Source organism: Carnobacterium iners (assembly GCF_900177385.1).
Taxonomy (GTDB): domain Bacteria; phylum Bacillota; class Bacilli; order Lactobacillales; family Carnobacteriaceae; genus Carnobacterium_A; species Carnobacterium_A iners.
The window spans coordinates 1,956,757-1,975,479 of the sequence record NZ_FXBJ01000002.1 but is presented as its reverse complement, the minus strand read 5'-3'; the positions used below and the strand labels follow the sequence as shown (position 1 = coordinate 1,975,479).

Genomic DNA, 18,723 nt, shown 5'->3' with positions numbered 1-18,723 from the left:
TAAAGTTAAAAAAGAAAGTAGGGATTGGCATTGGATGGTATTCTTCCATTATGGAAAGAACGTGGAATGACAAGTCACGATTGTGTCTTTAAGCTTAGAAAAATATTAAAAACAAAAAAAATAGGACATACAGGAACCTTGGATCCTGATGTTGATGGTGTTTTACCAATTTGTATTGGAAATGCGACTAAAGTGGTTGAATACATGATGGAAACTGGAAAAAGCTACATCGGAGAGATCACATTAGGATTTTCAACTACAACCGAAGATAAAAGTGGTGAAGTTGTTGAACGCCTTGCTATGGAGCAAATACCTTCAATAGAAGAAATTGATCAAGCAATGGCTAATATGCAGGGTGTTATTACTCAAATTCCACCAATGTTTTCGGCTGTAAAAGTTAATGGAAAGAGACTTTATGAATACGCAAGAGCAGGTGAAACCGTTGAAAGACCTAGTAGAAAAGCGATAATCAAAAAATTTGTTCGCACAACGAATCCAGTTTTTGACGATAATGAAAAAACGGTATCTTGGAGATTTGAAGTAGATTGTGGCAAAGGTACCTATGTAAGAACGTTATCGGTGGATTTAGGTGAAACTTTGGGTTATCCTGCACATATGTCAGATTTAACTCGTACTTCAAGCGGAACGTTCAAATCCGAAGAATGCTTAACTCTAGCGCAAGTAGCTGAAAAAATGATTGATCAAACAATTCAAGAAAAGTTATCTCCACTAGAATACGGGGTAAAAGAACTTGACTCAGTTGAAATAGAGGAAGAATTATGGAATAGAGTAAAAAATGGAGCTGTTTTGCCATCTGATATCTTTGGTGAGCAAGTAACCTTTCCATTAGTTATTATGTACGAAAATGTCGCTTGGAGCATTTATGGCAAGCATCCTGTTAAAGAGGGTCTTATCAAACCATTAAAAGGATTACGATCATTTCAGTAAAGGAGCTTTTCTACTATGGAAATTATTAAACTGCGTCACCCTTATATGAAAAGTCAAATTCCTTCAGCGAATGTCGTTTTGGCTTTAGGTTTTTTTGATGGTGTTCATAGAGGGCACCAAGAAGTTATCAATCAAGCAAAACAGTTAGCTGTAAAGAATAATCATGCATTAGCCGTTATGACTTTTAACCAGCATCCGTCAATTGTTTTTAAAAAAGTAGCAGCTGAAGATATGCTTTATTTATCTACTGTAGAAAAAAAAGAAGCAATCATGGCAGATTTAGGTGTAGATACTTTATATGAGGTAGAATTCACTTCTTCTTTTGCATCTTTAGACCCTCAAACGTTTGTCGATTTATACATTGTTGGCTTGAATGCAAAGGTAGTTGTTGCAGGTTTTGATTACACTTACGGAAAAAAAGAAATTGCTTCTATGAAACACCTGCCACAATATGCTGAAAACCGTTTTGATATTGTTGTGATTGAAAAGCAAACAACAAACGATGCTAAAATTAGCTCTACTCGAATCAGAAAAGCAATTGATAGCGGAAATGTAGAAGAAGCTAATGACCTGTTAGGCTATACCTATGAAGCAACTGGACGCGTGATTCACGGCGATGCAAGAGGTAGATTATTGGGATTTCCGACAGCTAATATTGATGTGACAAAAGATATACGTTTACCAACCGTTGGTGTTTATGTCGTTGAAATACTTGTGGGGAATGAGCGTTATCAAGGAATGGCATCTATCGGACATAATATTACATTCGAGAAAAGTCGTCCTTTGACCGTAGAAGTTTATATTTTAGATTTCAACCAAAACATATATGGTGAAAAAGTAACCGTTTTTTGGCTACATTACTTGAGAAGTGAATGGAAATTTGACTCGGTAGAAGCCTTAATTACTCAGTTGAAAAAAGATGAAGAAGATACAAGACAATTCTTTCAAACAGTCAAAAATTAAGAATCAGTTCTTTTAAATAGTAGTAGTTAAAACCGAGTGTACTTAATGCATAGATGATAGAATCTTAGCGTTAGGCTTATTTGGTATGTAGTAAAAGTTTAAACATATAATTATTAAAAATTCTATAACGGTGTTCTTGTTAAGTAAATTATATAATTATTTATCTAAACGAACTATTTTAAATTTTTAGTGAGCAAGCTTTCATAAACAAACTAAGTCTTTAGTAGTAAAAATAAATAATGCGGTAAATTTTTTACATAAAGTAAGTAATAATCGTTGACAGGTATGAATATGTTTGGTAAATTAATACTTGTGTTAGCACTCATCTATCTTAAGTGCTAAATAAAGAGGTGATGTTACTATGTTAACAGAAAGACAAATTCTCATATTAAAATCCATCATTTTTCTCTACACAAATTATGGTACCCCAATCGGATCCAAGACATTAATGAATGAAGCAGGGTTAAGTTATAGTTCTGCCACTATTCGTAATGAAATGGTCCATTTAGAGGTGCTAGGGTTTATTGAAAAAACTCATTCTTCTTCAGGGAGAATTCCTTCAATTAAAGGATATCGTTTTTACGTTGACCATCTTATCCATCCGATAGAAATTCAGAAAAAGGATTTAATAACAATTAAAAAATCGTTTAGCAACGAGTTTCATCATTTAGATGAAATTGTCATCCAGTCTGTTGAGTTACTTTCGCAATTAACTAGTTATACTGCTATTTCTTTGGGACCTGAGTTAAAAGATAGTCGATTGACGGGTTTTAGGTTAGTTCCATTAACTGAAAATAAGGTAATGGTGATACTAGTGACAGATAAAGGACATGTAGAAAATCAGATGTTTTCCTTACCGAAAACAATCCAGCCTAAGGACTTAGAAAAAATGGTGACTATTTTTAATGAACGATTAGTGGGTCATACCTTAATCGAAGTATTTAAAAAACTCGAAACAGAAATCCCTGCATTAATTAATAAATATGCTAAATCAGCAGTAGGGATTTCTTCAGCACTCGACACCTTTATTTTGCAGGCAGGACGCGATCAGATACATGTTGGTGGTAAAATGAATATGCTAGACTATTCTAATGGAATGAATGTTGAGAAATTCAAATTAATTTATTCTTTAATGGAAGATCAACATGATTTAGCACATTTATTAACTCCTCCTCAGAGTGGGATTGAGGTAAAGATTGGTCAAGAATTAGACGATGAACGATTTGAGGGATTTAGTTTGATAACTGCAAGCTATAACGTTATAGGTTATGGAACAGGAATGATTGCCTTGTTAGGACCGACTAGCATGCCATACTCAAAAATGATTAGCTTAGTCGACGTTTTTAGAAATGAACTTTCAAAAAAAGTAATTGATTACTACCACACAATGGAAGACTAATCAAAAAGGAGCGATGTAGGATGACTGAAAATCAAGAAGAAGAAAATAGTAAAAAAATTAGTGAAGATTCTCCTGAAACCGTTGAAGAAATTCAATCTCAAGAGAATGGTGTTATAGAAGAAGTAGATGAATTAGAAGAAATAGATGAATTAGAGAAAATGAAAAGTGATTTAAATGAGAAAGAAGATCAGTACCTTCGTTTACAAGCTGAGTTAGCTAACATGCGAAAAAGAAACCAAAAAGAAAAAGAAGACACCGCTAAGTATCGCTCTCAATCTCTAGCCACCGAATTATTACCGGTAATAGATAATTTAGAACGTGCTTTGGCTATTGAAGTTACAGACAATCAAGGTGAGAGTTTGAAAAAAGGTTTAGAAATGGTGATGGAATCCTTTAAAGTAGCCTTAAAGAATGAAGGCATTGAAGTTATCGATCCATTAAATCAGCTCTTTGATCCAAATTATCACCAGGCGATACAAACAACATCTCTAGAAGAAGGACAAGAAGCCGATACAGTTGTAAATGTATTTCAAAAAGGTTATTCTTTAAAAGATCGAGTTTTAAGACCGGCAATGGTTATTGTTGCTCAATAAAGACTCAAAAGTAAAATAAAAAATAAACTATAATAAAAAGGGGTAATTAACGATGAGTAAAATAATTGGTATTGACTTAGGTACAACAAATTCAGCAGTAGCTATTTTAGAAGGTGGAGAAGCTAAAATTATAGCAAATCCAGAAGGAAACAGAACAACTCCCTCTGTTGTTGCATTCAAAAATAGCGAGATGCAAGTAGGGGAAGTTGCAAAACGTCAAGCTGTTACAAATCCAAACACAATTGGGTCGATTAAACGCCATATTGGTGAAGCGGGTTATTCTGTTGACGTTGATGGTAAAAAATATACTCCCCAAGAGATTTCAGCAACAATCTTACAGTACTTAAAAGGATACGCTGAAAGTTATTTAGGAGAAAAAGTAGATAAAGCTGTTATTACTGTTCCTGCTTATTTCAACGATGCACAACGCCAAGCAACTAAAGATGCTGGTAAAATTGCTGGACTAGAAGTAGAAAGAATTATTAACGAGCCTACTGCGGCAGCGTTAGCATATGGTTTAGATAAAACAGATAAAGAGGAAAAAGTACTTGTATTTGACCTTGGTGGTGGTACTTTTGACGTTTCTATTCTTGAATTAGGTGACGGTGTGTTTGATGTTCTTTCAACGGCCGGAGATAACCATTTAGGTGGAGACGACTTTGATGAAAAAATTATTGCTTATTTAGTAGCAGAATTTAAAAAAGACAATGGCATAGACTTAGCAAAAGATAAAATGGCTGTTCAACGTTTGAAAGATGCAGCTGAAAAAGCTAAAAAAGATTTATCAGGTGTAACGTCAACTCAAATCAGCTTACCATTTATTACAGCTGGAGAAGCAGGACCTTTACACTTAGAAATTAACTTAACACGTGCTAAATTTGATGAATTAACCTACGATTTAGTAGAGCGTACAAAAAATCCAGTTCGTCAAGCTCTAAAAGATGCTGGTCTTTCTGCTTCTGAAGTAGATGAGATTATCTTGGTTGGTGGATCTACTCGTATTCCTGCAGTAGTAGAAGCTGTTCGCAAAGAAACAGGTAAAGAACCAAATAAATCAGTTAACCCTGACGAAGTAGTTGCTATGGGAGCTGCTATTCAAGCTGGTGTTCTTACTGGTGATGTTAAAGATATCGTCTTATTAGATGTTACGCCATTATCATTAGGAATTGAGACTATGGGTAGTGTGTTTACAAAATTAATTGACAGAAACACAACGATTCCAACAACTAAATCTCAAGTATTCTCAACAGCAGCAGATAACCAACCTGCAGTTGACGTACATGTTTTGCAAGGTGAGCGTCCAATGGCCGCGGATAATAAAACACTCGGTCGTTTCCAATTAACAGATATTCCTGCTGCCCCACGTGGCATTCCGCAAATAGAAGTATCATTTGATATTGATAAAAACGGAATTGTTAACGTACGTGCAAAAGATTTAGGAACTCAAAAAGAACAAACGATTACGATTAAATCATCATCTGGTCTGTCTGATGATGAGATCGAACGTATGGTTAAAGATGCTGAAGCAAATGCTGAAGCGGATAAAGTACGTAAAGAAGAAGTTGATTTACGTAACGAAGTTGACCAATTGTTATTCCAAGTAGATAAAACGTTAGCTGAATTAGAAGGAAAAGTAGATGAAGAAGAAGTTAAAAAAGCCGAAGGCGTACGTGATGAATTAAAAGCGGCCGTCGAAGCAAATGATTTAGAAGCTATGAAGACTAAACGTGACGAATTAAACGAAATCGTTCAAGCTTTAACTGTTAAACTTTATGAACAAGCTGCTCAAGCTCAATCTGAAGAACAACCAGAAGCAGAACAAAGTGGAGATGACAACGTTGTCGATGCTGATTTTGAAGAAGTAGACGATAATAAATAAGCAACGAATAAGAGGATAAAGTAAAAGCCAAGGCAAAATGCTTTTGGCTTTTTCTTCTAGATATGATATGCTCTTGAAGTTGAGTTTTAGTAATCGTATTCTATGAAGAGTTATCTTTGTGACGATGGAGGGATATTATGGCAAAAAGAGATTATTACGAAATTTTAGGCGTATCAAAAAGTGCTACAGATCCAGAAATAAAAAAAGCTTACCGTAAACTATCGAAACAATTTCATCCAGATATAAATAAAGCAGCAGATGCAGATGCAAAGTTTAAAGAAATTACTGAAGCGTATGAGGTGTTGAGCGATGGCAATAAACGAGCAGCATATGACCAATACGGACACGCTAGTACCGATCCTAATTTTGGTAATGGTGGCGGCGGTTTTGGTGGTGGATTCGGCGGCGGCGGCGGATTCGGCGGTGGTGGATTCGGCGGTGGTGGATTCGGCGGTGGTGGATTCGAAGATATTTTTGAATCATTCTTTGGTGGAAGCGGTCGTAAAGCTAACCCTAATGCTCCAAGACAAGGTGAAGATTTACAATATCGAATGGACTTAGAATTTGAAGAAGCTATTTTCGGCAAAGAGTCAACGATTCAATACAACAGGGAAGCAGAATGTAAAACGTGTCATGGTGATGGAGCTAAACCAGGAAGTCACCCAGTAACTTGTTCTAAATGTCATGGTTCAGGAACATTAAACGTAGAACGCAACACACCGCTTGGCCGGGTAATGACTCGCCAAACATGCGATGTTTGTGGAGGAACAGGTAAAGAAATTAAAGAGAAATGTCCAACTTGTTATGGTTCAGGACGGATAAAAGAAAGACATTCTGTAAAAGTGACGGTTCCAGCAGGTGTCGAAGATGGTAATCAAATGCGATTGAATGGCCAAGGTGAAGCAGGAAAAAATGGCGGACCTTATGGAGATTTATATGTTGTATTCCATGTTAAATCAAGTAATTTATTTGATCGCGATGGTTCAGAAATTTACTATGAATTACCTATAAGTTTTATCCAAGCAGCATTAGGCGATGAGGTTGAAGTTCCAACTGTTCATGGAAAAGTTAAATTGAAAATTCCAGCGGGAACTCAAACAGGCATCAACTTTAGACTGAAAGGTAAAGGGGCTCCGCGTTTAAGAGGAGCTGGTAATGGTGATCAACACGTTAAGATAAAACTCATTACACCAAAAGATCTATCTCTAGAGCAAAAACGGATTTTGCGTGATTATGCAAAAGAAAGTGGTATCGAAGTGACAGAGCAAGATGAGTCACTTTTTGGAAAAGTAAAAGACGTATTTAAAAAAGATAGAAAATAAAAAAGAAGCCTAGAAAACTTTCTAGGCTTCTTTTTTACGCTAAAGCACTTGTTCTAAACATTGTAATTCAGCAGTTTCACTGTTATAATTTAAAGTGACACTTTTTGGAATAAAACATGGAAGTAGGCATTAATTAGATGAATAAAAAAGAACTAATCCAAAGACAAAAAAATATGCGAAATTTTTCTATTATCGCTCATATTGATCATGGTAAATCTACTTTAGCGGATCGTATTTTACAAATGACGCGTACTGTAGCAGACCGTGATATGCAAGAACAACTATTGGATTCGATGGATTTAGAGCGTGAAAGAGGCATAACCATTAAATTAAATACAGTAGAATTAAATTATATAGCTAAAAATGGAGAAACATATACTTTCCATCTAATTGATACACCAGGTCACGTTGATTTTACCTATGAGGTATCAAGAAGTTTAGCTGCTTGCGAAGGAGCAGTGCTTGTTGTAGATGCTGCACAAGGAATAGAAGCTCAAACATTAGCGAATGTTTATTTAGCGTTGGACAATGAATTAGAAATTCTTCCTGTTATAAATAAGATTGACTTACCAGCTGCAGATCCTGAGAGAGTTAGAAAAGAAATTGAAGATATTATTGGCCTTGATGCAAGTGAAGCTGTTTTAGCTAGTGCTAAAATCGGTCTTGGAATTGAAGATATTTTAGAGCAAATTGTCGAAAAAATTCCAGCACCAGATGGCGATTTAGACGCTCCATTAAAAGCGCTTATATTTGATTCAGCTTATGATTCTTACCGTGGCGTTGTCTTAAACGTTCGTATCATGGACGGCATTATCAAGCCGGGCGATACAATGAAACTAATGAATACGAATAAAACATTTGAAGTAGCAGAAGTTGGCGTTTTCTCACCAAAACCCATTAAAAGAGACTTTTTAATGGTAGGTGATGTTGGTTATGTAACAGCCAATATCAAAACAGTTCAAGATGCTCGTGTTGGAGATACGATAACCTTAGCAAATAACCCAGCACCAGAATCGTTGCCTGGTTATAGAAAAATGAATCCTATGGTTTATTGTGGAATGTACCCAGTTGATTCATCACGTTTCACTGATTTGCGTGAAGCGCTAGAGAAATTAGAATTAAATGATGCGGCGTTACAGTTTGAAGCTGAAACTTCTCAAGCGTTAGGCTTTGGCTTTAGATGTGGATTTTTAGGTCTACTGCATATGGACGTTGTCCAAGAGCGACTTGAAAGAGAGTTTAACTTAGACTTGATTACAACAGCACCCTCTGTAATTTACCATGTTAACTTGACGAATCAAACACAATTGGTTGTTTCAAACCCAGCTGATATGCCAGAACCTGGCGTCATTGAGTCAATTGAAGAACCTTATGTAAAAGCAAATATTATGGTTCCAAATGATTATGTAGGAACCGTTATGGAAATATCTCAGCATAAACGTGGTAATTTTATTGCATTAGACTATTTAGATAACAATCGAGTCAATGTTGTTTATGAAATACCTCTATCTGAAATTGTTTATGATTTCTTTGACAAGTTGAAATCTAGCACAAAAGGTTATGCTTCTTTAGATTATGAAATGATTGGTTATCGAGTGAGTCGTTTAGCAAAAATGGATATTCTGTTAAATGGAGAAAACGTGGATGCATTAAGTTTTATTGTCCATAATGATTTTTCTTACAATCGGGGTAAAGCAATTGTTGAAAAATTGAGAAGTATCATTCCAAGACAGCAGTTTGAAATTCCAATTCAAGCAGCTATTGGGAGTAAAATACTCTCTCGTTCAACCATTAAGGCATTACGTAAAGACGTAACGGCAAAATTATATGGTGGAGATGTTACCCGTCGCCAAAAATTACTAAAAAAACAAAAAGCTGGTAAGAAAAGAATGAAACAAGTTGGATCTGTTGAAATTCCTCAAGAGGCATTCATGTCCGTTCTTAAGATTGATGACGAGAAATAACGATTTTAATGGGTAGAAAGAAATAAAGAAATAAAGAATAGATACAGAAATAGTTTTAACATGATGCTTCTAATAAAAGATGGATGTAAATCTTTATTAGAAGTTTTTTTATTGCGGTAAAATAAGTGCTGTCTGGATTCATAAATGATTAGTCATCAAAAAAGTAACTTTGAGTAAACCTGGAAGGATGTTTTTAATGGATCTCTTCATTAGTTTTATCTGTGTTATAGGATTTACCTTGATTCATTACTTTTCAAAATATATGCAATTTGCAGATAAAGCGCCCCGTAGTAAGTTTTTATCTTTTTCTAGTGGCGTTGCAGTTTCTTATGTTTTTGTTGACTTGCTCCCTAAGCTAAACGAGTACCAATTAATTTTACTCGTTCGTTTAGAAAATAGTATTTGGCGTAATATAGAAAATCATATTTATATTATCGCCTTATTAGGCTTAGTATTATTCTACTCCTTAGAACGTTTGGCAAAGAGAAGTAAAAATGATTTGCAATTAAATGAAAAGACGAAAGCCGATTTATCTGTCTTTTGGATTCATATGAGTGCATTTTTCGTTTATAATACAATTATTGGCTATCTACTAGTTAAAGAACCGTTCGAAAATTCTTATGGAATACTATTTTACTTCTTAGCACTGAGTGTTCATTTCATAACGAATGATTGGTCGCTCAGAAGAGATCACATAAAAGTATACGATCAATATGGAAGGTATTTTTTAATACTAGCTCCTATAATGGGCTGGCTTATTGGTGTATTGACCGAAGTAAATGAGTTTGTATTATCTATCCTACAAGCTTTTATAATTGGCGGAATTGTCTTAAATGCTTTAAAAGAAGAATTACCAGAAGAAAAAGAAAGCAGCTTAATCAGTTTTTTATTAGGCGTAATAGGATATACTCTACTATTATTATTAATTTAACTATCTATTTTCACAAAAATTAATTGTAAGAAAATTATCACTAACTTTTAGGAGGAATAGTAATAGCTAATCATTTAAATAAACAACTATCTTTAATCGAACCCTCTTCAATTTTGGAGTTTGATGCAGAAGTCTCATTAATACCTGGCATAACAAAGTTAACTTTAGGTGAACCTGATTTTAATACTCCAGAACATATAAAAACAGCTGGAATAAATGCTATAAAAGAAAATCATACACATTATGCACCAACTGTAGGAGAATTTCCGTTGCGAGAAGCAGCTGCTTCATTTTTAAAAGAAAAATATGATTTAGATTATAATCCGGAATCAGAAATTTTAGTTACAGCAGGTGCTACAGAAGCCATTTATGCTGCATTATTTGGAATCTTAAATCCTGGTGAAAAAGTATTAATTCCAACACCTATTTTCCCTGGGTATATACCTGTTACGATACTAAGTAGGTGTACCCCTATATTTATTGATACTTCAAGTAATCATTTTATCCTATCGCCAGAAATGGTAAAAAATGCTTTATTAGAGCACGGCAAAAGCGTAAAAGCTATCGTACTAAACTACCCAAATAATCCAACAGGAGTTACTTATACTAGAGATGAGGTTAGTCAATTAGCTAATGAACTAAAAAAACACGATTTAATTGTTTTAAGTGATGAGATTTACAGTGAGCTAACCTATAATGGTAAACATGTTTCAATTGCTAAATTTTTACCAAAACAAACTTTATTGATAAACGGTGTCTCTAAATCTCATGCTATGACAGGTTGGAGAATTGGGTTACTTTGTGGCCCAACGGAGCTGATTCAAGAAATTAATAAAGTACATCAATTTCTTATAACTTCTACTGCAACTATGACACAAAAAGCAGCCTTAGCCGCTTTCAGAGATGGTAAAAATGATGCATAATTAATGAAAGTTGACTATTTAAAACGACGAGACTATGTCTACGAGTGCGTACAGAAACTTGGGTTTACTTGTCCTAAACCAAATGGAGCATTCTATATATTTGCTAAAATACCTGATTGCTATAGTCAAGATAGTACGGAATTTTGTTTAGATCTAGCTAAAAAAAGTAAACTAGCCCTTATTCCAGGTGACTCATTTGGTCCAGGCGGTGAAGGGTATGTTCGAATTAGTTATGCTGCTAGTATGGTGACTTTAATAACAGCGATGGAAAAATTAACAGAGTATATAGAAAACAATCAGATAACTTTAAGTAGTTAACAGAATTAAAATATTTTACGAAAACATTTTATATTATAAAAAACTTAAATAAAAATAACTATTGATTAATAGAGGTTGTTTCTGGATAATAGAGAAGGAAGTTTAAGTGTGAGTTGAAAACGCTTTTTTGAAAGCTTCTTTTCGAATGGAGGAAAAGTTTTGGATGTACAATTAATGGTGTCCCAATTTTTAGGGGGACTAGGAATTTTCTTGTTTGGGATTCAGATTATGGGCGATGGACTAAAAAAAACTGCGGGGGATAGTTTAAGAGATTTGCTAAATCGCTTTACATCTACCCCTTTAAAAGCTGTTTTAACTGGTGTACTTGTTACAGTGTTGCTTCAAAGTAGCTCTGGAACAACCGTTTTAACTGTTGGTTTAGTTAGTGCCGGCTTTATGAAGCTTCGTCAAGCTATTGGAGTTATCATGGGAGCTAATATAGGAACAACAATTACTGCATTTATAATAGGAATTAATGTTGGAGAATATGCTCTTCCTATTTTAGGAATTGGTGCAATCCTGCTCTTTTTCTTTAAAAAGCAACTAATCAATAATACTGGACAGATTATGTTTGGCTTTGGTGCGTTATTTTATGGATTAGAATTAATGGGTAGCGGGATGGCTCCCCTTGAAGATTTACCAGCCTTTACTAATTTAATGGTTAATCTTTCTAACCACCCTATTCTAGCAGCTTTCACTGGAACAGGAATGACTCTTATCATGCAAAGCTCTAGCGCAACGGTAGGTATTTTACAAAAACTTTACATGCAGGGAAGCGTTTCCTTGGATGCTGTATTGCCAATTTTATTTGGTGATAATATTGGGACAACGATTACAGCGATTCTAGCAACAATTGGAGCAAGTACTGCCGCTAAAAGAACTGCCGGTGCGCATGTACTATTTAATGTTATCGGAACCGTTATTTTCTTAATATTTCTAAATCCATTCACCGGACTAGTTGTTTGGTTTGGCCAAATGCTTAATTTAAATCCTGCATTGCAAATTGCTTTTGCTCATGGCCTGTTTAATATAGGAAATGTTTTGATTCAATTTTGGTTTATTAATAATATTGCTAGGTTAATGGAAAGAATTATACCTGGAAAAGATGCCATAGTAGAGTACGACACAACTACTTTAGATACAAAATTTATCCGAATTTCACCTAATTTAGCATTAAATCAAGCTAAATTAGAAATCAATCAGATGAGCAAATTTGCTATCGAAGAATTCCAGCATTCCTTTAGTTATTATCGAGAACAAAAGGATAATGATTTGAGTACAGTAGTAAATTTAGAAGAAGCTGTTAATAATATTGATAGACGATTGACTGAATACCTAATGGTTATTTCCGCGGAAAAATTAACGGTAGCTGAATCGAATGAGCTAAGTGCTTTAATTGATGTTATGAAATACTTAGAACGCATAGGAGACCATAGTGAAAATATTGCTAACAATGTAAAAGCTATTATTAAAATAGAAAAGAAAAAGAAATCTAAAAACAAAGAAAAAGGACGTACAAATGGTGAAAAACCATTCCTTTACGACCAAGATGTCATTGATATGTTTGAAATGGTAGAATCTATCGTGAAAAATGCTATTCTCGCATACGAAGAAGATGATGAAGAATTAGCTAATAAAGTGATTAGTCAAGATCCATTAATCAATAAAATGGAAATTAAGATGCGTAAGAAATATATTGAATCAGTAAATAACGGAACTGAGCGATCTGGTGACGGCATTTTATTTATTGATATTGTTTCGAGTTTAGAACGTATAGGAGATCATTCTGTTAAAATTGCTCGTCATGTAGATAGTAAACAATCTTTCCTTACTATTTCAGAGACTTTTGATCGAGTAGGAGGAGCCTCACGGCTCCGACCTCTCACACCACCGTACGTACCGTTCGGTATACGGCGGTTCCATTTTATACTAAACATGTATTTTATCGTAATGCTCTACACAAGAGACTAGGCCAAATTGGGCAAGTCTCTTGTTTGTGATAGTCGTTGTTAAAATCCAAGAATAGGCAATACGTACGACACCCTTACTAGTGTGACTATTTTTATAGGCACTGTATTTGTCCATCCCTAATTTTATTAAGTTCTTTCGCCGATTCTTAGCTGTTTTCCATTTATGCCAAATACACATTCTGAGACGGACTCTCAAATGAGAGTCAATTTTCTTTAAAATGCTTTTCATTGAACCTATTTTATAGTAGTTTATCCACCCTCGAATCACTTGATTCAGTCGTTCCACTTGATATTTCGTATCAATACTCCAATTCTTACGTGTAAGTACTTTAAGTTTATATCGAAAGTTTTCTACTGAGATTTTATGTGGTTTCGCTTGATAGGTTTTCTTATTAAAATCTCGGTAAAAACCGAATCCTAAAAATTTCATTTCTGGATTATTTGGCTTCGTAATCTTAGATTTTGTACTATTGACAATCAATCCTAACTTTTCTTCGATAAATTTTGTAACGGAACGCATCACTCTTCTCGCTGACATTTCACTCTTAACCATAATGATACAATCATCAGCGTAACGAACGAAACGGAGGTTTCGTTTTTCCAGTTCCTTATCAAGTTCATTAAGCATGATATTGCTCAATAGCGGTGAAAGGTTCCCTCCTTGCGGAGTTCCAATGCTAGTATCTTGAATAATCCCATTAACTTGTACTCCACTGACAAGAAATTTACGAATCAGCGAAATTACATCTCCATCGGAGATTGTTCTAGAGACTAAATTCATCAATCGGTCATGTTGCACCGTATCAAAGAAACGTTCAAGATCGATATCAACAATCCAGTCATATCCTTCATTGAAGTACACTAACGCCTGATTAATCGCCATTTCAGCTTGACGGTTTGGTCGAAAACCGTAACTATAGTTACTAAAACCTTTATCGAATAAGGGAGTCAATACTTGTGCAATGGCTTGTTGAATCATACGGTCTTTAACTGTCGGGATTCCTAGTAAACGAACATCACCATTTGGTTTAGGAATCTCCACTCGAAGAACGGGTGAGGTTTGGTAGTTTCTTTGACGAATCTGAGCCATAACTTCTTCTTTGTTTCGAAGAAAATATATTCCTAGCTCGTCAATTGTCATGCCATCCACACCTGCGACACCTTTATTTCGTCTTACTTGTTCGAATGCTACAGTCAAATTCTCTTTATCTAAGATACGCTCAAGGATTTTTCTTTCATACATGTTTGTTATTTCCTTTCCTTCTCGTGAAGTCGGTATCCACTTTCTCGTCTTTTGACCAGCGGTCTATTTCCTCTTCCAATATTGATTTCCATAACGATAAAACGGTTCAGCCCTTCGCTCTGTCTAACTTTCACTAGCTGTCTTCACTACTACGGCTTCTGCTGACTTCTCCTGTCTCAGGCTTGTATCACTACAAGTTTTTGAAATAAGAACAGAAGACCTCCCCAGTTAAGGTGCGAACTCTTTCTCTCCATCTATCTGCCATATCTACATCACACGATTGATACATTAGCTATTGGACTTCAGCTTCTTTTGCAACCTTATCCTCGTGCACTGCCTCCTATATGATTTCTGTTCGTCAGACCAGAGATTTGCCTCGAGCTTCCTTCAGATTCCACCTCACGGTGGACACCCTTGCTTTTAGCTACATGCTTACCGCTAATCGGTCGCACTCAGGACTTTCACCTGTTAGAGTTTGCCCATGCTGGGCGAACAAAAAACAAAAGAAAAATTCTTTTCTTTTGATAACGATTAAATTTTTTATAAATAAAGTTAGAAATCACTGTAACGATTCTTATTGAAAAATAAATTAGAATAGTGCAAAAGAGGGAGCAAAAGTAAAAACCTTTTGTTCCTTTTTTGTATGATTTAATGAGTTTATCTTGAAATTATCGTTCTATTTTGTTTTATTTACGAATGTCTGCTATTTGTTGTATACTTAAAGTGAAAGACTAGTTATTTATTTTGGATAGGTGTAAATTTAAATAGATTTTTGGCCTGATTCAATTAAAACAACAAAAGAAAGTACTTGACATTTATTAAGATGTCTTATGGTTAAAAAACCTAAATAAGGAACTTCTTCAGGATGAATTGTAGAAACTGAAGCATATTTTGGATAAATTGACGAAGCAGTACATCAGTATGTATTGAAAAAAGACCAAGATTACTTTCTGCGTATAAAAGAGCGGGAATAAGCCATCTTACTCTATGAAAACTCATTAGATATTAAATTTAGTGCTACAAAAAATAGTTGTACCATACACTAGTTTAATCCGGATAGCAGAACTTTATATTAGAACTGAACTCACTAGTGTTGCATGAAACATTATGTGTTTCACAAATTTGTTTATATTATTCCAATATGCAAAAAAGTCCTTTATACTGAACTCAGATGACTCATCCAAGACCAATAAAAAGGACCCAACACATGGATAAGTATAAAACAAATTCTGCTTTTAATAAATGGTTTTCTTCCATTAAGCTAAATCTTTTACCAAGCCCTATTCAAAAAAAGATTGTTGACTTTGATAAATACCATAAGAAACTTAGTTTCTCTCAAGCTCTTCAACTTTTTCTTCATGGAATCAATGACGAAAAAGAAAGTCTTAGAGAGATGGATGCGGCTTTTGTTTCGAAAGAACTTCAAAAAGAAATGGGTATGACTAGTATCAGTTATTCTCAGCTCTCTAGAACTCTCTCAAAAATAGATTCAGAGATTCTTTTAGCCATTTTTAGTCAGCTAGTTAGTCAGGCTAAAAATAAAAGGCCCGTAACGAAACGAAATAGTCTCTACCTAATTGATTCTTCGACGTTTTCACTTAACCAAAACCTTTATCAATGGGCTGATTTTCGTAAAACAAAATCAGGAGTTAAGCTTCACTTAAAACTCTGCTTTATGGATAATGACCATCTTTACCCAGATGAATTTACACTGACTAACGCCGTCGAGCACGATACAAATCAGTTAGAAGTATTGGTTAATCAACCTGAAGCGACTTATGTGTTTGATCGCGGTTACCTTGATTTTGAACGATTAGATACGATGCACTCGCAGGGCTACTTCTTTGTGACAAGAATCAAAAAGAATACAAAAGTTCATGTTTTAGAACCATTAGTAGCTTCCAAGAGTGAGTCCGTTATCAGCGACCAAATGGTCGCATTAGGTGCTCAGAACCATCTAACGTCCAGATTTCGTTTAGTAACCGTTCAAGATAAAAAGGGGAAAACTCTCCAGTTTATTACCAATCGTTTTGACTGCTCCTTTACTGACATTGCAGAAATGTATAAAGCACGTTGGCAAATAGAGCTGTTCTTCAAGCATATTAAACAACATATGACGATTAAAAAGTTTTTTTCAAGAAGTGAAAAAGGGGTTGTCAATCAGCTGATTTTAGCCATGATTGCCAGTTTATTAACCTATTTGATTCAGTTAAAAACAAAAAGTAACCAGTCTGTTTTCCAAATCAAACGATTTTTTCGTTATCTGTTATTTCAACCGGCAGAAGAATGGTTTAATCTTTTGATACCGACTTAGATCCTTAAAGAAAGGGTGTCCGTTGGTAATGGAATCAATTGAATAAGCAAAATTTTCTGGAAATAGTCATCTTTTGCGTAAGCACTCCCTTTTTTTGCCTTTTTTCAGAAAAACAAGAAATGAGGTCAAATTAAGCTATGTTTATGCAACACTAGTGAACTGAACTGATAAAATAAAAAGGGACTATTGCTGACGAATAGCCCAAGTAAGTTAATAAGAGTAATGGGAAAAGCTCAAACCGATAACGGTACATTAATCACAAGAAATCCCTTGCATCTAGCTCACTAAGAGAAAAACCTTGAAAAAATAAAGGAGATCTGCTCGAAATGGTATTCCTAATAAAAGGATATGAACAAATATTACGTTATACTGTGTCTGGAAATCCTTACATTTCAGAAAAAAGAAAAGTTAGATAAATGATCTGGTTGAAAAACAACTTTTGAGCATGCAATTAAGAGAAATGAGGAATTGAAATGGCAAAACAAGATATGATTGATTACCTAGATAGTGAAATGAGTGAGGCTAACTTAGACTTTGATTGGTCTATTGAATGGAAAAAAAGACAACATGCAATTGAAGTTTCCTTTACGATTTATGCACAAATAGATTCTAATTTAGTTATCCAAGATGTTGAAGGAAAAGTAAATACAGAAAATATTATTCAGTTTGAGGATGCGATTTGTTTTTATAATCCTGAAAAATCAAAAATAATAGCAGAGGACTATTTAGCAACGATTCCTTTTGATTTTAAGCAAGGAATCGAAAAGGGTTATATAAATACTTTTGTAAAAATGCTCAGAATCATTGTTACAGAAGGACAATCAGATCTATTAGATTTTACTACAGATCCTACTATTGAAACATTTGAAATGGAATGGAATCAAGCTAATTTTGATCAGACGATTCAAACATTAAAAGAGACTAATCGCTACAATACAGAAAAAGTTTTATATCCAAAATTCTAGTAATGAATAAACGATTAAATAAAAGGAGGTAACGAATAAAATGAATTGGATTGAAGTAAGCGTACAGACAGCGACTGAATCTGTCGATGCTGTTTCGAACATTTTAATTGAAGCAGGTTCTGAAGGTGTTGCTATTGAAGACAGTCAAGACTTTTTTAATGTTCCAGATGATGGATTTGGACAAATATGGAAGCTGGATAGAAGCGATTTTTTAGAAGAAGGGGCACTAGTAAAAGCTTACTTTTTAGAAACATTATTTTCCCCAGAGATTGTTTCTAGTATCAAGGAACAAATTCTTAACTTGAAAGTAGTTGGTTTATCTATTGAGCCAAATATTCTAACTATTTCCGAAGTTGCTGAAACAAACTGGGCTACCGCTTGGAAGCAATACTATCATTCATTAAAAATCACACGATTTTTAACAATTGTTCCTAACTGGGAAGACTATGAAACAGAACATACAGATGAACGTATCATTAGATTAGATCCAGGATTAGCTTTTGGAACAGGAACACATCCTACAACTATATTATCGCTTCAGTCATTAGAAAATTGTATTAGAGGCAATGAGACTATACTGGATGTTGGAACGGGTTCGGGTGTATTGAGCATCGCTGCTAAAGCTTTGGGTGCAGGAAAAGTTCGTGCATATGATTTAGATGATGTAGCTGTTAGGTCAGCGTATGATAACATTTTATTAAACGACTACGCATTAGATGTTGAAGTTGTTGCAAATAATTTATTAGCAGGAATTGAAATAGAAACAGATATTGTCGTTGCTAATATCCTAGCTGAAATTATTTTGCCTTTGATTCCCCAAGCTTGGTCCGTTTTAAAACCAGGAGGTCTGTTTTTGGCGTCTGGAATTATTGAAACAAAAAAAGAAACCGTTCTAACGCAACTGAAAGAACAAGAATTTGAAATCATTCAAGTATTACAAATGAAAGATTGGGTTGCAATTATTGCTAAGAAACCTGAAGAGGACGAATAA

General features: G+C 34.7%; 13 protein-coding genes and 1 pseudogene. 13 read left to right on the top strand and 1 reads right to left on the bottom strand.

The window, feature by feature from the left end:
* Positions 1 to 30: 30 nt before the first annotated feature.
* The 10 genes and pseudogenes from truB (at position 31) to B9Y54_RS09385 (ending at position 13,211) form a co-directional block, all read left to right on the top strand.
* The gene (truB, locus tag B9Y54_RS09430; protein WP_085560018.1) at positions 31 to 948 is read left to right on the top strand and encodes a tRNA pseudouridine(55) synthase TruB; all 918 of its coding nucleotides are present in this window, start codon (positions 31 to 33) and stop codon (positions 946 to 948) included.
* Positions 949 to 963: 15 nt separating this feature from the next.
* On the top strand, positions 964 to 1,911 hold the full coding sequence (gene ribF, locus B9Y54_RS09425; protein ID WP_085560017.1) for a riboflavin biosynthesis protein RibF: 948 nt from the start codon (positions 964 to 966) through the stop codon (positions 1,909 to 1,911).
* A gap of 361 nt (positions 1,912 to 2,272) precedes the next feature.
* On the top strand, positions 2,273 to 3,310 hold the full coding sequence (hrcA, locus tag B9Y54_RS09420) for a heat-inducible transcriptional repressor HrcA (protein ID WP_085560016.1): 1,038 nt from the start codon (positions 2,273 to 2,275) through the stop codon (positions 3,308 to 3,310).
* A gap of 20 nt (positions 3,311 to 3,330) precedes the next feature.
* Positions 3,331 to 3,903 carry a nucleotide exchange factor GrpE gene (gene grpE / locus B9Y54_RS09415; protein ID WP_085560015.1) on the top strand — a complete coding sequence of 191 codons (573 nt, stop codon included), beginning with the start codon at positions 3,331 to 3,333 and terminating at the stop codon, positions 3,901 to 3,903.
* 52 nt (positions 3,904 to 3,955) lie between these two features.
* Positions 3,956 to 5,782 carry a molecular chaperone DnaK gene (dnaK, locus tag B9Y54_RS09410; protein ID WP_085560014.1) on the top strand — a complete coding sequence of 609 codons (1,827 nt, stop codon included), beginning with the start codon at positions 3,956 to 3,958 and terminating at the stop codon, positions 5,780 to 5,782.
* Positions 5,783 to 5,916: 134 nt separating this feature from the next.
* Positions 5,917 to 7,104, top strand: coding sequence for a molecular chaperone DnaJ (gene dnaJ, locus B9Y54_RS09405; RefSeq protein WP_090005096.1), 1,188 nt, complete (start codon positions 5,917 to 5,919; stop codon positions 7,102 to 7,104).
* Positions 7,105 to 7,241: 137 nt separating this feature from the next.
* Positions 7,242 to 9,068, top strand: a complete 1,827-nt coding sequence (gene lepA / locus B9Y54_RS09400) for a translation elongation factor 4 (RefSeq protein ID WP_085560012.1) — start codon at positions 7,242 to 7,244, stop codon at positions 9,066 to 9,068.
* A gap of 196 nt (positions 9,069 to 9,264) precedes the next feature.
* Positions 9,265 to 9,999 (top strand): hypothetical protein, encoded by a 735-nt coding sequence (locus B9Y54_RS09395; RefSeq protein ID WP_085560011.1) that lies wholly within the window; start codon positions 9,265 to 9,267, stop codon positions 9,997 to 9,999.
* 56 nt (positions 10,000 to 10,055) lie between these two features.
* A pseudogene (locus B9Y54_RS09390) lies at positions 10,056 to 11,240 on the top strand (pyridoxal phosphate-dependent aminotransferase).
* Between the two features lie 159 nt (positions 11,241 to 11,399).
* Positions 11,400 to 13,211: a Na/Pi cotransporter family protein gene (locus tag B9Y54_RS09385; RefSeq protein ID WP_234987892.1), complete on the top strand. Its 1,812-nt coding sequence runs from the start codon at positions 11,400 to 11,402 to the stop codon at positions 13,209 to 13,211.
* On the opposite strand, the gene ltrA is transcribed toward B9Y54_RS09385, so the two are convergent.
* Positions 13,170 to 14,453 (bottom strand): group II intron reverse transcriptase/maturase, encoded by a 1,284-nt coding sequence (ltrA, locus tag B9Y54_RS09380; protein WP_085558608.1) that lies wholly within the window; start codon positions 14,451 to 14,453, stop codon positions 13,170 to 13,172. The two genes, B9Y54_RS09385 and ltrA, sit on opposite strands and share 42 nt — an antisense overlap.
* A gap of 1,207 nt (positions 14,454 to 15,660) precedes the next feature.
* Here ltrA and B9Y54_RS09370 point away from each other — a divergent pair.
* The 3 genes from B9Y54_RS09370 (at position 15,661) to prmA (ending at position 18,723) form a co-directional block, all read left to right on the top strand.
* Positions 15,661 to 16,767, top strand: coding sequence for an IS4 family transposase (locus tag B9Y54_RS09370; protein ID WP_085560009.1), 1,107 nt, complete (start codon positions 15,661 to 15,663; stop codon positions 16,765 to 16,767).
* Positions 16,768 to 17,240: 473 nt separating this feature from the next.
* On the top strand, positions 17,241 to 17,732 hold the full coding sequence (locus B9Y54_RS09365) for a DUF3013 family protein (RefSeq protein ID WP_085560008.1): 492 nt from the start codon (positions 17,241 to 17,243) through the stop codon (positions 17,730 to 17,732).
* 40 nt (positions 17,733 to 17,772) lie between these two features.
* Positions 17,773 to 18,723 carry a 50S ribosomal protein L11 methyltransferase gene (gene prmA, locus B9Y54_RS09360; RefSeq protein ID WP_085560007.1) on the top strand — a complete coding sequence of 317 codons (951 nt, stop codon included), beginning with the start codon at positions 17,773 to 17,775 and terminating at the stop codon, positions 18,721 to 18,723.

Bases quoted from the DNA above. Each gene is read 5' to 3' on its own strand.
- ribF (WP_085560017.1), top strand. From the start codon at position 964: ATGGAAATTATTAAACTGCGTCACCCTTATATGAAAAGTCAAATTCCT.
- hrcA (WP_085560016.1), top strand. From the start codon at position 2,273: ATGTTAACAGAAAGACAAATTCTCATATTAAAATCCATCATTTTTCTC.
- grpE (WP_085560015.1), top strand. From the start codon at position 3,331: ATGACTGAAAATCAAGAAGAAGAAAATAGTAAAAAAATTAGTGAAGAT.
- dnaK (WP_085560014.1), top strand. From the start codon at position 3,956: ATGAGTAAAATAATTGGTATTGACTTAGGTACAACAAATTCAGCAGTA.
- lepA (WP_085560012.1), top strand. From the start codon at position 7,242: ATGAATAAAAAAGAACTAATCCAAAGACAAAAAAATATGCGAAATTTT.
- B9Y54_RS09395 (WP_085560011.1), top strand. From the start codon at position 9,265: ATGGATCTCTTCATTAGTTTTATCTGTGTTATAGGATTTACCTTGATT.
- ltrA (WP_085558608.1), bottom strand. From the start codon at position 14,453: ATGTATGAAAGAAAAATCCTTGAGCGTATCTTAGATAAAGAGAATTTG.
- B9Y54_RS09370 (WP_085560009.1), top strand. From the start codon at position 15,661: ATGGATAAGTATAAAACAAATTCTGCTTTTAATAAATGGTTTTCTTCC.
- B9Y54_RS09365 (WP_085560008.1), top strand. From the start codon at position 17,241: ATGGCAAAACAAGATATGATTGATTACCTAGATAGTGAAATGAGTGAG.
- prmA (WP_085560007.1), top strand. From the start codon at position 17,773: ATGAATTGGATTGAAGTAAGCGTACAGACAGCGACTGAATCTGTCGAT.